This is a genomic window from Methyloversatilis discipulorum (assembly GCF_018780585.1).
Classification (GTDB): Bacteria; Pseudomonadota; Gammaproteobacteria; order Burkholderiales; family Rhodocyclaceae; genus Methyloversatilis; species Methyloversatilis discipulorum_B.
In genome coordinates, this window is record NZ_JADMJL010000010.1 from 32,091 (window position 1) to 47,525 (window position 15,435).

General features: G+C 68.6%; 16 protein-coding genes. 5 read left to right on the forward strand and 11 right to left on the reverse strand.

Translation table 11 applies throughout. The annotated features are described in order from the left end of the window. The first annotated feature begins 46 nt into the window (after positions 1–46). The 3 genes from IV112_RS03675 (at position 47) to IV112_RS03685 (ending at position 2,590) form a co-directional block, all read left to right on the forward strand. Positions 47–415 carry a cupin domain-containing protein gene (locus tag IV112_RS03675; RefSeq protein ID WP_304001096.1) on the forward strand — a complete coding sequence of 123 codons (369 nt, stop codon included), beginning with the start codon at positions 47–49 and terminating at the stop codon, positions 413–415. 42 nt (positions 416–457) lie between these two features. Then, positions 458–1,870 (forward strand): PLP-dependent aminotransferase family protein, encoded by a 1,413-nt coding sequence (locus tag IV112_RS03680; protein WP_304001097.1) that lies wholly within the window; start codon positions 458–460, stop codon positions 1,868–1,870. A 189-nt stretch (positions 1,871–2,059) separates the two neighbouring features. Then, a complete protein-coding gene (locus IV112_RS03685; protein WP_304001098.1) occupies positions 2,060–2,590 on the forward strand; it encodes a hypothetical protein in 531 nt (176 codons plus the stop codon). Here the strand turns inward: IV112_RS03685 and IV112_RS03690 are convergent. Beyond that, positions 2,581–3,303: a phytanoyl-CoA dioxygenase family protein gene (locus tag IV112_RS03690; protein WP_304001099.1), complete on the reverse strand. Its 723-nt coding sequence runs from the start codon at positions 3,301–3,303 to the stop codon at positions 2,581–2,583. The two genes, IV112_RS03685 and IV112_RS03690, sit on opposite strands and share 10 nt — an antisense overlap. 539 nt (positions 3,304–3,842) lie before the next feature. Between IV112_RS03690 and IV112_RS03695 the strand changes: the two genes are divergently transcribed. Both IV112_RS03695 and ccoG read left to right on the forward strand, forming a co-directional pair. Then, the gene (locus IV112_RS03695) at positions 3,843–4,166 is read left to right on the forward strand and encodes an antibiotic biosynthesis monooxygenase family protein (RefSeq protein WP_304001100.1); all 324 of its coding nucleotides are present in this window, start codon (positions 3,843–3,845) and stop codon (positions 4,164–4,166) included. A gap of 117 nt (positions 4,167–4,283) precedes the next feature. Next, positions 4,284–5,675, forward strand: a complete 1,392-nt coding sequence (gene ccoG, locus IV112_RS03700) for a cytochrome c oxidase accessory protein CcoG (protein ID WP_304001101.1) — start codon at positions 4,284–4,286, stop codon at positions 5,673–5,675. A gap of 44 nt (positions 5,676–5,719) precedes the next feature. On the opposite strand, the gene IV112_RS03705 is transcribed toward ccoG, so the two are convergent. From IV112_RS03705 to IV112_RS03750, 10 genes are all read right to left on the reverse strand, one after another. After that, positions 5,720–6,349, reverse strand: a complete 630-nt coding sequence (locus IV112_RS03705) for a PEP-CTERM sorting domain-containing protein (RefSeq protein WP_304001102.1) — start codon at positions 6,347–6,349, stop codon at positions 5,720–5,722. A 270-nt stretch (positions 6,350–6,619) separates the two neighbouring features. Then, complete coding sequence (locus IV112_RS03710; protein WP_304001103.1) at positions 6,620–8,011, reverse strand: PLP-dependent aminotransferase family protein; 1,392 nt, start codon at positions 8,009–8,011, stop codon at positions 6,620–6,622. Between the two features lie 10 nt (positions 8,012–8,021). Continuing rightward, positions 8,022–8,882, reverse strand: a complete 861-nt coding sequence (locus tag IV112_RS03715; RefSeq protein WP_304001104.1) for a Pnap_2097 family protein — start codon at positions 8,880–8,882, stop codon at positions 8,022–8,024. Then, the gene (locus IV112_RS03720; protein WP_304001105.1) at positions 8,876–10,153 is read right to left on the reverse strand and encodes an MSMEG_0569 family flavin-dependent oxidoreductase; all 1,278 of its coding nucleotides are present in this window, start codon (positions 10,151–10,153) and stop codon (positions 8,876–8,878) included. The genes IV112_RS03715 and IV112_RS03720 overlap by 7 nt, the downstream gene beginning before the upstream one ends. Before the next feature lie 19 nt (positions 10,154–10,172). Next, positions 10,173–10,460, reverse strand: coding sequence for an MSMEG_0570 family nitrogen starvation response protein (locus IV112_RS03725; protein ID WP_020163453.1), 288 nt, complete (start codon positions 10,458–10,460; stop codon positions 10,173–10,175). A gap of 9 nt (positions 10,461–10,469) precedes the next feature. Continuing rightward, positions 10,470–11,651, reverse strand: a complete 1,182-nt coding sequence (locus IV112_RS03730) for an MSMEG_0565 family glycosyltransferase (protein ID WP_304001106.1) — start codon at positions 11,649–11,651, stop codon at positions 10,470–10,472. Beyond that, positions 11,644–12,654 carry a sll0787 family AIR synthase-like protein gene (locus IV112_RS03735; protein ID WP_304001107.1) on the reverse strand — a complete coding sequence of 337 codons (1,011 nt, stop codon included), beginning with the start codon at positions 12,652–12,654 and terminating at the stop codon, positions 11,644–11,646. Before IV112_RS03735 ends, IV112_RS03730 begins: the two co-directional genes overlap by 8 nt. Next, positions 12,651–13,226, reverse strand: coding sequence for an MSMEG_0567/Sll0786 family nitrogen starvation N-acetyltransferase (locus IV112_RS03740; RefSeq protein ID WP_304001108.1), 576 nt, complete (start codon positions 13,224–13,226; stop codon positions 12,651–12,653). Before IV112_RS03740 ends, IV112_RS03735 begins: the two co-directional genes overlap by 4 nt. Beyond that, positions 13,213–14,349: an MSMEG_0568 family radical SAM protein gene (locus IV112_RS03745; RefSeq protein WP_304001109.1), complete on the reverse strand. Its 1,137-nt coding sequence runs from the start codon at positions 14,347–14,349 to the stop codon at positions 13,213–13,215. The genes IV112_RS03740 and IV112_RS03745 overlap by 14 nt, the downstream gene beginning before the upstream one ends. After that, entirely contained in the window at positions 14,270–15,307 is a 1,038-nt protein-coding gene (locus IV112_RS03750; RefSeq protein ID WP_304001110.1) for a Nit6803 family nitrilase, read from the reverse strand. Before IV112_RS03750 ends, IV112_RS03745 begins: the two co-directional genes overlap by 80 nt. Positions 15,308–15,435: the final 128 nt, after the last annotated feature.

Here is a 15,435-nt window from a genome sequence, read left to right on the forward strand (position 1 = left end):
CCTTGCCCGCGTGAGGTCGCGGCAATCGCAGAACAGGAGATCCCTCATGCCGGACGCACCGGTGAAGTACCCGAAACAACCCCTGGTCGGCGACGGCGGACCGGGCGTGCACTGGATCACCCGCCCCGACCCCAAGGGCTGGACCGCGCCGGTTCTGATGGAATGGGAACTGCGCGGCGAAACGTGGACCGACGAGCACGCGCACGACGAATACGCCTACGTGCTCGAAGGCCGGCTGTTCGTCGAATCGGCTGGTGTGACGGTCGAAGCGACCGCCGGCGACACAGTGTGTGTGCGCGGCGGTTCGATCGGCCGCTACTACGCGCCGGACTACGCGCGCATGCTGGGCATCTACGGCCCCAACCCTGCCGGCGGTGGCACCCGGCTGCTCGGCTTCGGAAAACTGACCGACTGACGCGCGGTCGGGGGCAGCGTCGCTGCCTGATAGCATCGGCGCATGACGCTCTACCAGCACCTCGCCGACCGCACCGCACAACTGATCGCCGACGGCGTGCTGCGCCCGGGCGACCGCCTGCCCTCGGTGCGCCACGCCTGCCGCGCGCACGACCTCAGCCCGATCACCGTCACCCAGGCCTACGCACTGCTGGAGAGCCGCGGTCTGGTCGAGGCGCGCCCGCGCTCCGGTTACTTCGTACGCGCCCGCCTCGGTCAGCGCCTGCAGGAACCGGCCATGTCGCGGCCGGGGCAGCGTTCGACCGCGCTGAAGGTAAGCGACTTCATCTTCGAAATCCTCGACAGCGTGCGCGACCCGGCCGTCGTACCGCTCGGCTCCAGCTTTCCGGCACCCGAACTGTTCCCGCTCGACCGACTCGGCCGCGCCCTCGCCGCCGCTGCGCGCCGCATCAAGCCGCAGGACACGCTGACCGACCTGCCGCCCGGCCATCCCGAACTGCGCCGGCAGATCGCGCTGCGCTACCTTGGTCTAGGCGCCGACGTCGCGCCGGACGACATCATCATCACCAATGGCGCAATGGAGGGGCTGAACCTCTGCCTGCAGGCGGTCACCCGGCCGGGCGACCTGATCGCGGTCGAATCGCCCACTTTCTATGCCGGCCTGCAGGCCGCCGAGCGGCTCGGGCTCAAGGTGGTCGAAGTGCCCAGCCACCCGCGCGAAGGCCTGAACCTCGCCGCGCTCGACCAGTTGCTGAACAAGCACCCGGTACGCGCCTGCCTGTTCATGCTCAATTACGCCAACCCGACCGGCGCCTGCGTGCCCGACGACGGTCGCCGCCAGCTGATGGCCCTGCTCGACCGCCACGACGTGCCACTGATCGAGGACGACGTCTATGCCGAACTGCACCACGGCGAACAGGCACCCTTGTGCAGCAAGGCGTTGGACCGCGACGGCCGCGTCATGCACGTGTCGTCCTTCTCGAAATGCCTGGCTCCCGGCTTCCGCATCGGCTGGGTCGCCGCCGGCCGCCACGCCGACGCGATCCGCCGGCAGAAACTGTCATTCAGCCTCGCCACCCCGGCGGCGCTGCAGCACGCGCTGGCCGACTACCTCAAACAGGGTGGCTACGACCGCCATCTGCGCACGCTGCGCACCACCCTGCGTGCCCAGCAGGCCACGCTGGTCGCCGACGTCGAAGCCTACTTCCCGGCCGGTACCCGCATGGCCGAGCCCGAGGGTGGCTACTTCCTGTGGCTGGAACTGCCGGAGGGCTGCGACACGCTGGCGTTGCACCGCGAAGCGCTGGCAAGCGGGATCAGCATCGCACCGGGGCCGATCTTCTCGGCGCAACGCGAATTCAGGAATTTCGTGCGGCTGAACTTCGGGCATCCTGAGGGTCCGGCGCAGCGCGAGGCGATCGCGACCCTGGGACGCTTGATCGCCTCCATGCTCTGAAGCACGGGCACGACAGCCTGCCGACAGTGCAGCGCTTTCACCGGCGCTGCAGGAGCGCGACTTGTCAGCGGGATGAAAGAGCGCCGCGCTGGGTGAAGGAAAGCGCGCTTCAGGCTGCCTGTGCCTTCAAGCGTGGGCGTTCTCCTTGTGTCAGAGGGTGTGTCTGACAGCGTTGGAATGGAGTTTCGTATGATCGAAAAGATATTGTCCGCGCCCGGATCGGCGGCGGACTGGGCCGCCGTCCTGGTCGGCCTGGCCAACGCCGCCGTCGGCATCTGGATCGCCGTCAGCGTGAGCCGATTGACCAGGACCACCGAAAAGAACCAGAGCCTGCAGACCATTTACGAGCAATGGATGCGCAAGAAGGAACTGAGCATCCAGGTGCCGGCGATTTCCGAACTGGATGCCGCGATGTACAGCCCGGGCGGTGCGTACACGCTGAAGAGCCAGCAGCAGCGCGTCTGGCTGGTGCTCATCATCGACATCCTGTTCAACTGCTATCTGGCGGCCAAGGACGGGCTCTATCCGCAGGATGTCTATGAGGAGGACATGGAAGCCCACCTCGGCTCGATGCTGCGTTTCGACAGCGCGATGGTGGACGCCCTGATGCGCGAACGGGGCTACTGCGGCAAGGGTGTGGTGGGCGAGTTCTACGAGGAAGTGCAACGGATCAAGCAGCGAATCGAGGCCCGGAACGCGGCCCCACCGGCTCAGCCATAAGCCCCGGCACACGCAAATACGGCTTCGAGCATGACCCGGCGATCCGTCGTCGAAGGGATGTGCTTGTGCAGGCAGCGGCTGTCCCAGATGACCAGCGTGCCGGCCTTGCCGCGCAGCGGAACCGGTGAGAGCTTGCGCCGGCGCATCAGCAGTTCGGCGCGGTAATGCGTCAGACAGCCGGCAAAGTGGTTCTCGATGCGGCCCGATATGGCGTCATACGACGCCGCTTCGGTGTACCAGCTTGCAGCGCTGCGCCTTTCCACGCTGTAAAGCTCGTGCGCAAGCGGAACCCGCCAGAATCCCGTGGTGGAGTTCGGAACCACCACCAGCGTCCCGTCGTCGTGACCGACATCGGTCAGATAGAGGAAGGCCTTGATGCGGTGCTTGAAACTGTCGATGTGAAAGAACTCGTCGAAAGCGCCGCGCGGTCCGTCCGCCAGCCTGACCTGGGCCCAGTCGCGCACCCGTTCAGCGCGCGCCCCCATGATGGTCTCGACCACGTCGCGAATGCGCGAGTCCTCGAAGAACGGCGCAAAAGCGGCCATCGACGACGCGTCGTGCAGTGAGCGCACCGACGGCGATTGCGGTTCAACCGTGAGCGCAGAGACCTCGGGTACGGCAGCACGCATTGCCGTCACCGTCCCGCTGTCGTACCAATCGTCGACGACACTGAAACCCTGCTCGACGACCTCGCGCGCCTGCCGGTTGGACAAGCTGCTCCGCGCCAGACGTGCATAGACGTGCTGGATTCGTGCGTACTCGAGCAGAAATTTCGTGGTCATCTGATGCCGCCGAGCAGGGTATCGGTTGCCGACTCATGAATGCGGCTGGCGCCAGTATGAACCGACGCAGGACGACTGGCATCGGCCGAACTTGTGATCCCGGAGGCTTGCAAGGACATCGTCTCGATCTGCTGGGTGCGGTGCGGCACGGAAGACGGTGCGGGCCGGACACGACGCACAGGCCCGGCGCCGAAGCGCTTCCGAAGCGGGCCAAACTTGGCTGCTCCCCGATATCGCGAGGTCACGGTATATACGCTTGCTATTTCACCCTGGCGTGCAGGCATGCTGATCGCGGCGGACAATGCGCGCCCTGATCGCCGGCACAGCATCAACAGGTCGCCCATCGCTCCGACGGAAGTGCTGCGGGACGCGCAACCGCAGCGTTGACACCCCCGAAGATCTCTTTCCTCTCGTGCAGGCCGCTGCCCCAAGTCCTCTTTCCAGAACGTTTCTCCGACGAGCCATCCTTCATGTACACCTCCACCTTCACCTTCGCCAAGGGCCAGTACGACGACGACTTCCACGCGCTGGACGCCATCATCGCCGAGGTCGCCCGCGCCATTCCCGGCTACCTCGGCGAGGAAGCCTGGGAGAACGCCGAAACCGGGCTGATCTCGAACGTCTATTACTGGGATTCGATGGACGCGCTGCAGGCACTGATGACTCACCCGGAGCACATCCGGGCGAAGCAGCTGCAGGCGCGCTGGCTCAAGGGCTATCAGGTGGTGATCGCGCAGGTGGTGCGCACCTATGGCGACAAGGGCATCCCGCATCCGCTCGCGTCGGTCACTTGATCCGCATCAAGGGGCGCGACGGATTCCATCTGTGCCCATATTGATTCAACTCCGCTGAATCTGTCCCTGTTCGCCTGCGGCGGGTGTACTGCCGGCATCCCTTTCCGGAGCCTGCAGATGAACACCGATACGACGCTGGCGGGAGGCGCGGTCCGCGCCGTGCCACTCACTTTCCATCCCCGCCCGGGCACCGTGCATGCACGTGCGGTATCCGGCCGTTTCAACAGCGGGCGCTGGGCCATGGTGTGGCTCACCCAGCTCGTGTTTTACGGTGGCGTGTGGCTCACCTGGCATGACGGCGATACGGTGCGGCCGGCGCTGTGGATGGACATTCCGCACGAGCGGCTCTATCTGTTCGATTGGGTACTGTGGCCGCAGGACGCGCTGCTGTTCGCCTTCGTGCTCATCGTCGCGGCGCTGGCGCTGTTCTTCGTGACCGCGCTGGCCGGACGGCTGTTCTGCGGCTTCGCCTGTCCGCAGACGGTGTACACGATGATGTTCACGTGGATCGAGGCGCGGCTCGAAGGCAAGCCTGCCGCACGCCGGGCGCTGGACGCGGCAGCCTGGGGTCCGCGCAAGGCGGCGATCAAGGGCGCCAAGCACGCGTTGTGGCTCGCGCTGGCGGCGTGGACCGCGATCACCTTCGTCGGCTACTTCACGCCGATCCGCGATCTGCTGCCGCGCGTCACCGCCTGGGACGTGGGCATGTGGGAAGGCTTCTGGCTGCTGTTCTACGCCGCCTTTACCTATCTGCAGGCCGGCTTCGCGCGCGAATCGGTGTGCCAGCACATGTGCCCCTACTCGCGCTTCCAGGGCGTGATGACCGACGCACACACGCGGCAGGTCGGCTACGACAGGCTGCGCGGCGAGCCCCGGGCGCATGCGCGCAGCAGCGGCGCTGGCGACTGCGTGGATTGCACGATCTGCGTGCAGGTGTGCCCGACCGGCATCGACATCCGCAACGGGGTGCAGTACGCCTGCATCAACTGCGGCCTGTGCGTCGATGCCTGCGATACGGTGATGGACAAGGTCGGCCGCGCCCGCGGCTTGATCCGCTACGCGTCCGAACCCGTGCTGTCCGGACGCGCCCCCACGGCGGTACAGCCACGCGTGAAGCTCTACGCCGCGCTGCTCTCCGTGTTCGCCGCGCTTGGCGTGTGGCAGATGGTGACCCGGCCCGAAGTGCGACTCGACGTGCTGCGCGACCGCGGTGTGCTGATGCGCGAAACGGCCGACGGCCGCATCGAGAACGCCTACCTGCTGAAGGTCGCCAACCTGACGCGCAACGAGGTCGAGTACGTCGCACAGATCGATGGCGTGCCGGGTGCGACCATCGTCGGCAACGACCGCCTGCGCGTCGCCCGGAACAGCGTCGCCAGCCTGAGACTGACCGTATCCGCGCCCGACGACGGCACGCTGCGTGGCGCGCAGCCGCTGGACATCGTGGTCGCCCGACTCGGGCGGCCGGACGAGAGCGCCAGCGAGCGCAGCCGCTTCCTGTTCCGGTAGCGCCGGTTCCGCTCCAGTCGCCGAAGGCGAAAAAACGCCCCGGTTCAGCGCTTCACGGCGCGCCGGCGCGTCGCCAGGAGTGCCAGTCCCGCACCGAACATCGCCCAGGTTTCCGGCTCCGGCACGGCCACGATGTGGGCGACGAAATACGCCGGACCGTTGTAGCCGGCGCTCCAGTCCGCGTAATAGGCCCAGATCGCTTCGGCGTCGGCCGAAATGCCCTGACGCTGACCCCAGATCTGCAGGCCGGCATTCGTTCCGAGACTCACGGGTGTCGCACCCGGCGCGCCGAAACCGCTTTCATTCACCGTCCAGTATGCGGTGCCGGTGCTGAGGGTCTGCTGGCCGTTGGCGAAACGGAAGCCTTCGCCGCTGATAGAGAAATCCGCGATGAACATGGCCGGACCGCTGAACACGTTACGCGCATGAATCAGCAGGTAGTAGTCCTGCCCCGCCGCCAACGCGACGCCCGAGAAGCTCTCGCTGGCCCCCCAGAGCGTGGTCTTGTCGCTGATGATCTCACCGGCATCGGCAAGCAGATCGGTGGACAGATAGACCGTTGCGTAATCGTCCGCCGTGTAGGAACCGGACAGGCTTGCCGCCTGCGCCGGAACAGCGGCGAAGATGGAGGCCAACAGTCCCGCGGCAACGAATGCCCTGTTCGTCACGCTCATTGATAGTGCTCCTCTGCTGGAAAGCCACGATACAACGGACCGCGAGCAAGAGCTGCACCAGTGCGGGTCCGACCGACGTCACTCTCTCGCAAAAGCAATGGCTTGCGTTCGCCACGCCCCATCAATGCCATTCCTCGGACAGGTCGGTGTAAAAGCAGCCGACAGGCAGATGCCGCGACATGAACATCCGGGCTGCCGGCCACAGCCCCTGGCTCCGCCCGGGCACGCACCGCCCTCCAGCCCCTGCCCCCTAGTCCCTGGCCCCTGCCCTCACATCACATTCGCATGCGGATGCATCGGGTGTTCCAGCGTGTCGGCGATCAGGCGCAGCGCGATGTCACAGTCCTCGCGCGACATCGGGCCGCCGAGGCAGACGCGCACGGCGTCCGGTGGCGTCCCGTCGGTGCTGAAGGCGGCGCTGGCGACGACGGCCACGCCCTGGGCGCGCAGGTTGGAGGCGAACTCGACCATGGACCAGTCGGAGCTGAGCGGCAGCCAGAAGTGAAAGCTCTCCGGCTGCGCGCGCAGCGCGTGCCCGGCCAGCAGCCGCGCCGCTGACGCCTGGCGCGCCACCGATTCGGCGCGGATGGCCTGCAGCATGGCTTCGGCGGTGCCGTCGGTGATCCAGCGCGTGGCCAGCGCGGTGGTGATGGGCGAGCACATGACCGTGGTCGCGCGCAGTGCGCCGGCCAGCCGCTCGGCCTGGCGCGGCCCTGGCGCGTGCACGTAGGCGGCGCGCAGCCCGGCACCGAAGCACTTGGACAGGCCACCGATGTAATAGGTGAGCGCCGGCGCAAGTGCGGCCAGCGGCGACGGCACCTCGGGCGGCAGCATGGCGTAGGCGTCGTCCTCGATGATGGGGATGGCGTAGCGCAGCGCGACGTCGGCCAGCGCCTCGCGCCGCGCACGGGTGACCGTGCCGGTGGTTGGATTCAGCAAGGTCGGGTTGCAGTACAGCGCCCGCGGCTTCAGCGTCTTGCAGGCGTGCTCGAAGGCGTCGGCGCTGGGGCCGTCGTCGTCGAGCGGCAGCGCATGCAGCTGCACGCCGAGCTGGGCGGCGATAGCCTTGATGCCGGGATAGGTCAGCGACTCGACGCAGATCGTCTCGCCCGGCCGCGCCAGCAGCGACACCAGCGCGGTCAGCGCGCTGTGGATGCCCGGGCACACCAGCACGCGTTCGACCGCGCACAGCGGCAGTCGCTGGCGCAGCCAGTGCACGCCGGCGGCACGGTCTTCACGCGTGCCGCCGAAGTCCTGGTAGCGCAGCAGGTCGTTCCAGTCGGACTGCGCCATCAGCTGCGCCGCGCTGTCGCGCAGGTGGGCCAGCAGCGCCGGCTCCTGCGGTTCGGGCGGCAGGTTCATCGTCATTTCGGCCGCACTGCCACCGCGCAGCGCCATGCCCGGCGTCGAGCCGCGGACGAAGGTGCCCATGCCGGCACGCGAGTCGATCAGCCCGCGCTTGCGCGCCTCGGCGTAACCACGCGCCACCGTCGTGTAGTTCAGTTCGAGCGTGTCGGCCAGATCGCGCAGCGCAGGCAGACGGTCGCGCGGAGTCAGCCGCCCGCTGCGCACGTCCTCGGCGATGAGGTCGGCAATCAGCAGATAGGCCGGCTTGTTGCTCGAACGGATGCGCTTGAGCCAGTGCTGCGAGGTCTTGTCCATCGGCGTCGGTTCAGGGCAGTCGTCGTTTGCGGGTGATCAGGTCGGCGATGCGCTCGCCGTCGGCACAGCGGCGCACGCGCCACCAGTGCGCGAACTCGGACGTGTCGTCGCGCGCGGCGAGCAGTTCGACACGCACCGTCTCGCCGGGGTCGATGTTGCCGTAGAAATACAGTTCCCGCTCGGCGGTCAGCGCCGGGCACAGCCCGAAGCAGGCCAGTTCGGCGCGGTCCGCCAGCGCCTGAAAGCTGGCGAAGTAAAGCAGGCCGGCACCGTTGAAATCGTTGTGCGGGCACGGCGTGATGTCGACGGCGCGCAGCACGCTTCCACGTGCAGCCGGCTGCAGCCCCATGCGGGCGACGCCGTCGCCGGTGCGGAACAGCCGGGCGCGCGCCTGCAGCGACAGCGCTGCATCGGTCAGCGTGCGGTCACCGCACTCCGCGCCTTCGACCGGCGCGCGCACGATGCTGCGGTTGCTGCCCGCGTCGCGCCGCACGAAGGCGGACAGCAGTTCGATGCGCGCCGCGCGCGTGTTGCCGGTGCGCAAGGTCTGCGCGCTGAAGTGCTGGGCGCGGCCGGGCGACACGGCACGTACCGTCAGCGAGAACGGCGCGTTCTCTGCCACGGCGTCGAGCCGCGCCTCGCGCAGATGCACCGCAGTCAGCGCCGCATAGCTCTTGCGACCGGCAGCGTCGACGAACTCCGGCAGCTGCATGCCCTGCGCGCGCGCGATCGCCATCCAGTGCAGATGGCCGCATTCCTTGAGCAGCCAGTTTTCCGCCAGACCATACAGTCCAAGCTGGGGCATGCCGGCGCAGTAGTGCTGCTGCAGCGCCGACGAAGACTGCAGGCGTTCGGCGCTGTCCATCAGCATGTCAGCGCCTCCGCGTCGGCGGGCTGCGCGGCGCGCAGTGCAGCGATGCGCGCTGCCAGGAACTCGGCGTCGCGCGCCACGCCGGAGAAGCGGCCGGAGCCCCAGGTATGCAGCCAGGGCAGTCCGAGGAAGTACAGCCCCGGCTGCTGCGTCACGCCGCGCACATGCACCGGATCGCCGCGGCCATTGAAGACGGGCGCATCGACCCAGCGGAAGTCAGGCGAGAAACCGATGCACCAGATGATGCTGGTGATGCCGGCGGCGACCGGATCGAGCGCGGCACGCTCCTCGTCCGGCTGCCATACCGGCTCATAGACCGAAGCCGGCGGGGCGTCGATGCCACGGTCGGCGATGTGCTTGTCGATGGCGGCATTGATGCCGTTGTAAGTGCGGTCCGCGCTGTCCAGCGCGGCGGCCAGACCCGGGGCGAACTGCAGGGCGCCGTCGCGGAAGTCCTGCAGCAGTCCATAGAGCTGCATGCCTTCGAGCGCGAAGCGGCGCAGATCGATGTCGCGCCCGCCATCGCGGCCGGTGACGTAGTGATTGGTGTTGTCGCGCACGCCCTCACGCAAGGGGTGGGCAGTCACCGGCATGTCGTAGTAACCCATGTCGGCCAGCCAGTCGACGACGTCGCGACCGCGGTAGAAGCGGGCGCAGCGCGGCGCGTCCCCCACCGCCAGATGCACGGTGCGGCCGGCCAGATGCAGATCCTCGGCGATCTGCGCGCCGGACTGGCCGGAACCGACCACCAGCACGGCGCCCGGCGGCAGCGCGTCGGCGTTGCGGTACTGCTCGGAGTGCAGTTGCGTGATGCCGGCCGGCAGCCGTTCGGCCATGCGCGGCACGATGGGCACGTGATAGCCGCCACTGGCCACCACCACCTGGTCGGCGGTCCAGTCGCCGGCCGAGGTCGACACGTGAAAGCCGCCGTCAGGCCGCGGTGTCACGCGCTGCACCGACACGCCCTCGCGCAGCGGCGGATTCACCTTGCGGCGGAAGGCGTCGAGCCAGGCATTGATCTCGTCCTTCTTCATGAAACCGTGCGGGTCCGCGCCGTCGTAGGCGTGGCCGGGCAGCGCGCACTGCCAGTTCGGCGTGACCAGGCAGAAGTTGTCCCAGCGCTGGGTGCGCCACACGTGCATCGCGCTGTGCTTTTCCAGCACCAGATGTTCGATGCCGGACTGCTGCAGGCAGGCGCTCATCGACAGGCCGGCCTGGCCGCCGCCGACGATGATGACCGGCAGATGGGGGATGGTTTCGGGGGTGCTCATGGCGTTCTCCTTGCGGCGGTCATTCGTCGAAACTGACCAGTTCGATGTGGGTGTGCGGGTCGTCGCCCCAGCGGGCGGCGAGCTGTTCGAGGTCAGCCAGCTGGTCCATCGCGGCCGAACAGGCGAAGCCGTACTTCGCGCGTACCCGCTCGGAGGCGATATGCAGCGCCTCGCGCGCCGAAGCCATGAAGTCGGGCAGCGGATAGCGGGCGCCCGGCGCGAAGTAGTCCTTGATTACCAGCGATGGCGAGTAGCAGCGGGTTTCGGTCGCGTCCGGCCAGCGGACGGTGAAGTGCATGGCGGGCATGTGAAGTCCTCAGACGGTTTCGGTTTGGCGCGCCGGTGCGATGCACAGCGCGCGGTACAGGTCGACGTGGCGCGCGGCGCTGGCCGCCCAGCTGTAGCGACGGCACACAGCGGGCGGCGTACGCAGCAGTGCGGCGCGTGCGGGATCGAGTGCGTGCCGCATCGCCTGCGCGATCGAAGCGGTGTCGAGCGGGTCGGCCCAGCTCGCGGTGTCGTCGTCCAGGTATTCGGTGAACGGTGCGATACGCGAGGCGACCACCGGCGTGCCGCTGGCCAGCGCCTCCAGCACGACCAGACCGAAGCCCTCGCGCGTGGAGGCCATCACCAGCACGTCGGCGAGACGGAACAGCGACGGCATGTCGGCGTCGTCGAGCGCGCCGGTGATGACGACGTCGCCCCCCTCCCCGGCGCTCAGGCCGCTGGCGTACACATCGTCGCGGAAGGCCTGCGCGTAGTCGGCGTGATCGAGCAGGCTGGCGCCGCCTGCGATCAGCAGCTGTGCCTGCGGCAACGACGGCTTGAGCAGGGCGAAGGCCTGCAGCACGCGGCGCGTGTTCTTGCGCGCCTCGATGCCGCCGACAGCGAGGAGAATCGGGCCGCCGCGCAGGCCGAGGCGCTGCGCCAGTGCGCCGTCACGCGCATCCGGCGTGCTCGTGTAGCGCACCAGATCGACGCCGTTGTTCACGCAGTGCGCCTGCACGCCCAGATCGTCCTGCAAGGCTTGCTGCCACAGCCGGCTCACGCACAGCACCGCGCGCGCAGCCAGCACGCCACGCGTCTGCCAGGCGGCGAGCTGCGGGTCGGCGAACGGGTCGAGGTGATGCACGGTGCGCACGAAGCCGGCGATCCGTCCACGCTGCTGCAGCGTGGCGAGCGCATTCGCACCGAGGCCGTCCTGCGCGTGCAGCACGTCGAACGTCGCGGGTTCGAGACGCGGCGAGAGGTGGTCGACGAAGGCGGCGATGCGTGAGCGAGCCATGCCGACGACGTCGCGCGCGGCGGCAGCGACCGGCACCGGCTCGAAGCGGCAGTCGATGGCGCGGAACAGGCGCTGGCCACCGGCGGCCGGCGCGAACACCGTCACGTCGTGGCCCTGTGCATGCAGCGCCTGCGCCAGCTCGATCGTATGCACGACGCCGCCGCGCGGATTGACCGAGTGCGTCAGCAGGCCGATGCGCAGCGGCTCAGACATCGATGGTCTCCCGCGGAGCGCGGATGAAGGGCTGGTCCTTCACATTCCACAGCAGCGCCCGCTCACCGCGCTGGGTCAGCCATACCTCCGGCGCGGCGGTGACGCGGCCGATGCGCGCAGCCGCGATACCGCGCGCGGCGAAGCGTTCGAGCACGCGCAGCCGCTGCTGCGGGCGCACCGACAGCACATAGCCGAAGCTGGGGAAGGACAGCAGCCAGCGCAGCAGCGGCACGCCATCGGGGCGCGGCACGGTGTCGAGGTCGATCTGCGCGCCCACACCCGAGCATTCGAGCAGCATCAGCGCGCTGCCGATGGCGCCCGCCATGCTCACGTCCTTGCCGGCGTCGCACAGGCCGTCTTCGGCCAGGCGCGGCAGGATTTCGATGTCGCCGCGCAGCCGCTCTGCCGGCGCACGGGTGGACGCATTCCAGTACGGATACGGTTCCTCGAAGGCGCCGCGCAGGTCGACCGCGAGGATGAGATCGTCGTCCGGCTGCGCGTCGAAGCTGGTGATGAGCTTGCGCGCGCGGCCCAGCACCGCCACCGCCAGCTGGCCGCGCGCGGCGCGGTGGTTGCTGTGGCCGCCGACGATGGGCACGCCGTAGCGCGCCGATGCGGCGGCGAGACCGTCGAGCACCGGCTCGGAACTGTCGGCACCGTCGCTCCACAGCGCATCGACCACCGCGATCGGCCGGCCACCCATCGCGCAGATGTCGCTCACATTGACCATCAGGCCGCAGTAACCGGCGAACCACGGCATGCGGGCGACGAATTCCTCGACCAGACCTTCGATCGCGAACAGCAGCCAGCCTTCGCCCGACGGATCGGGAATGGCGGCGCAGTCGTCGCCGATGGCCACGGCCTGCGCCATGTCGGCGACGCCGCCGGGCAGCGCGCGACCGAGCGCGGCCATCACGTCGGAAATGTCGCGCTTGTGTGCGAAGCCCGGGCTGCCACGCAGCGCATCGGTCAGTTCGGTGAGCGACATCGCGGGCTGCGTCATGCCGACGCTCCGGCGCTGCGCGCGACGAAGCCGGTGTAGACGTCGTAGCACGGCGGGTAATGATCGAGCTGCGCCTGCATCAGCCAGTGCGGCCGGCCGTGCAGCGTTTCCGCCTGCAGCGGCGTCCAGTGCAGGCGGCGGAACAGCGGCAGGTTCTGCGCCTGCACGTGCGCGAGGAAGGCATGGCAGCCGCGCGCGTGCGCGCTGGTGACCGCGAGGCGGATCAAGGTCGCCCCCAGTCGGCCCTGGCTGCGGAAGGCCGGATGCACGGCCAGACGCGAACCCCACCACAGGCCGGGGTCGCTGTTGCGGTCTTCATGGATGCGCACCGTACCCACCACCTGGTCCGGCATGCCACCGACGCAGGCCAGCGCGACGATGATCTGCGCTTGGTCGTCGATGGCGTCGCGGTCGTCGCCCGGGAACACGCCCTGCTCGACGCAGAACACGGCGCGGCGCAGCCGCATCGCCTGGTCGTGTTCCCAGTCGCCATGCGCCCACTTGATGCGGAACTCGCAGGGCGCGAAGCGTGGCGGCAGTTCGCACAGGTCCTTCGCGTCAGCCGACAGCATGGGCAGCCTCCGTACGTTCGAACGAGGACAGCGACGAACAGGCGCCGCACTTGCCGCAACCGGCCTTGATATCGGTCGAACGCAACCCGGCGACGGACACCATCTCGCCGAGCGGCGCCAGTATCGAGCGCATGAATTCGGGCGACGGCGCCGGATGGTCTTCCAGCGGCGTGCCGCTGATCGGTACGAAGGGCACGACGAAGGGATAGACGCCGAGCGCGATGAGTTGCGTGCTCATGTCGAGAATGGCCTCCTTCGTGTCGCCCAGCCCGGCGAGGATGTAGCTGCTCACCTGGCCGCGGCCGAACACCTCGACCGCCGCGGCGAACGCCTCCATGTAGCGCGCCATCGGCACCGTGGCCTTGCCCGGCATGATCTGTTCGCGCAGCGCCGGCGTCACCACTTCGAGGTGCATGCCCAGCGTGTCGATGCCGGCCGCCTTCATGCGCGCAAACCAGCGGTCGTCGTCCGGCGGTTCGCACTGCCCTTGTATCGGCAGATCGACCGCGGCGCGCACCGCGAACGCCGAATCGCACAGCACCTGCGCGCCGCGGTCTGGCGTGGCCGGCGTGCCGGTGGTCATGACCATGTGCTTGACGCCGTCGAGCAACACGGCGGCGCGCGCCACTTCGGCCAGCTGCTCGGGCGTCTTGTGCGCGATGGTGCGGCCGGCCGCAAGCGACTGGCCGATCGAACAGAACTTGCAGGCCTTGCGTCGGCTTTCGTAGCGGATGCAGGTCTGCAGCACCGTGGTCGCCAGCACGTCGGCGCCGTGCAGCGTCGCGATATGCGAATACGGAATGCCGTCCAGGGTCTGCAAGGCATAGAAGCGCGGCTGCTTCGGAAAGCTCGCCAGCGCGATCGGAATGTGGCCGCGGCGGATCTGCACGCGGCCGTCGGCGTCCGGTGCGTCGGCCGTGAAGGGCGACGCAAAGGCGCTGCCGGTATGCACCGGCACCATGATGGTGACGCCATCCACCGTCACCGCCTTGTGGTCGGACGGCCCCGCGCCACCGCGGCGGCTGGGTGCGCCGGCCTTCGGATCAGCCAGCCGCAAGCCGTACGACTGCAGGTCCGTCATCAGTTGCCGGCTGGAGGCGTCGGGGGTCGTGATCGTGCTCATCGGCAGTGCTCCGGAGTGAGGTGTCGTGCAGGGCGACCGTGGTCGAGGCGGGCCGGTCGTTGATGGCCAGACTCAGCAGTTCCGGCCGCGCGTAATGCCCGACCGAATCCATCATGCGTTTGCGCTTGGTCACCAGCGCCATGTCGAGATCGGCCACCACCATGCCTTCGCCTTCTGTCAGCGGCGGCGCCAGATGGACGCCTTCGGGCGACACGATGGCGGTGTGGCAGCCGCCGCGCAGCGCGCGCTGCAGGCCGGCGTCCGGCGTGATGGACTGGATCTGTTCGTCGCTCAGCCAGCCGGTGGAATTGATGACGAAGCAGCCGGACTCCAGCGCGTGGTGGCGGATGGTCACTTCCATCTGGTCGGCGAAGATCTGGCCGACCATCGAGCCCGGGAACTGGGCGCAGTGGATTTCTTCGTGCTGGGTCATCAGCGCGTAGCGCGCCAGCGGGTTGTAGTGTTCCCAGCAGGCGAGCGCGCCGAGTCGGCCGACAGCGGTGTCGACCACCTTCAGCCCCGCGGCGTCGCCCTGCCCCCACACCATGCGTTCGTGATAGGTCGGCGTGATCTTGCGACGCTTGAGCCGCAGGCTGCCGTCGGCGTCGAACACCAGCTGCGTGTTGTACAGGCTGCCGTGGTCGCGCTCGTTCACGCCGAGCACCACGACAATGCCACGCGACTTCGCCTTCTCCGCGACCGCCTGCGTGACCGGCCCGGGCACCGTCACCGCCCGCTCGTACAGCTTCAGGTGGTCGGCGCCCATGCGCACCGCCGGCTGCACGAAGGAGAAGTACGGGTAGTAGGGCACGAAGGTTTCCGGAAACACGGCCAGCTGCGCGCCGCGGTCCGCTGCCTCGTCGATCGCCTCCAGCACGCGGGCCAGCGTACCGTCGGCGGATTCGAGATCGGGCGCGATCTGGATGGCCGCGGCGCGGATGATGCGCGGCGCGCTCATGGCCTGGGCCCCGATCCATTGATCGCTTCACGACGGACTGCTTGCGACGCGCCGCGAACGGCCTCGCCCTCCCACGGCCAGGTGCCCGAGGCGCGAGGCGACGCATTCGCGGTCGCCGCCACGCGCGG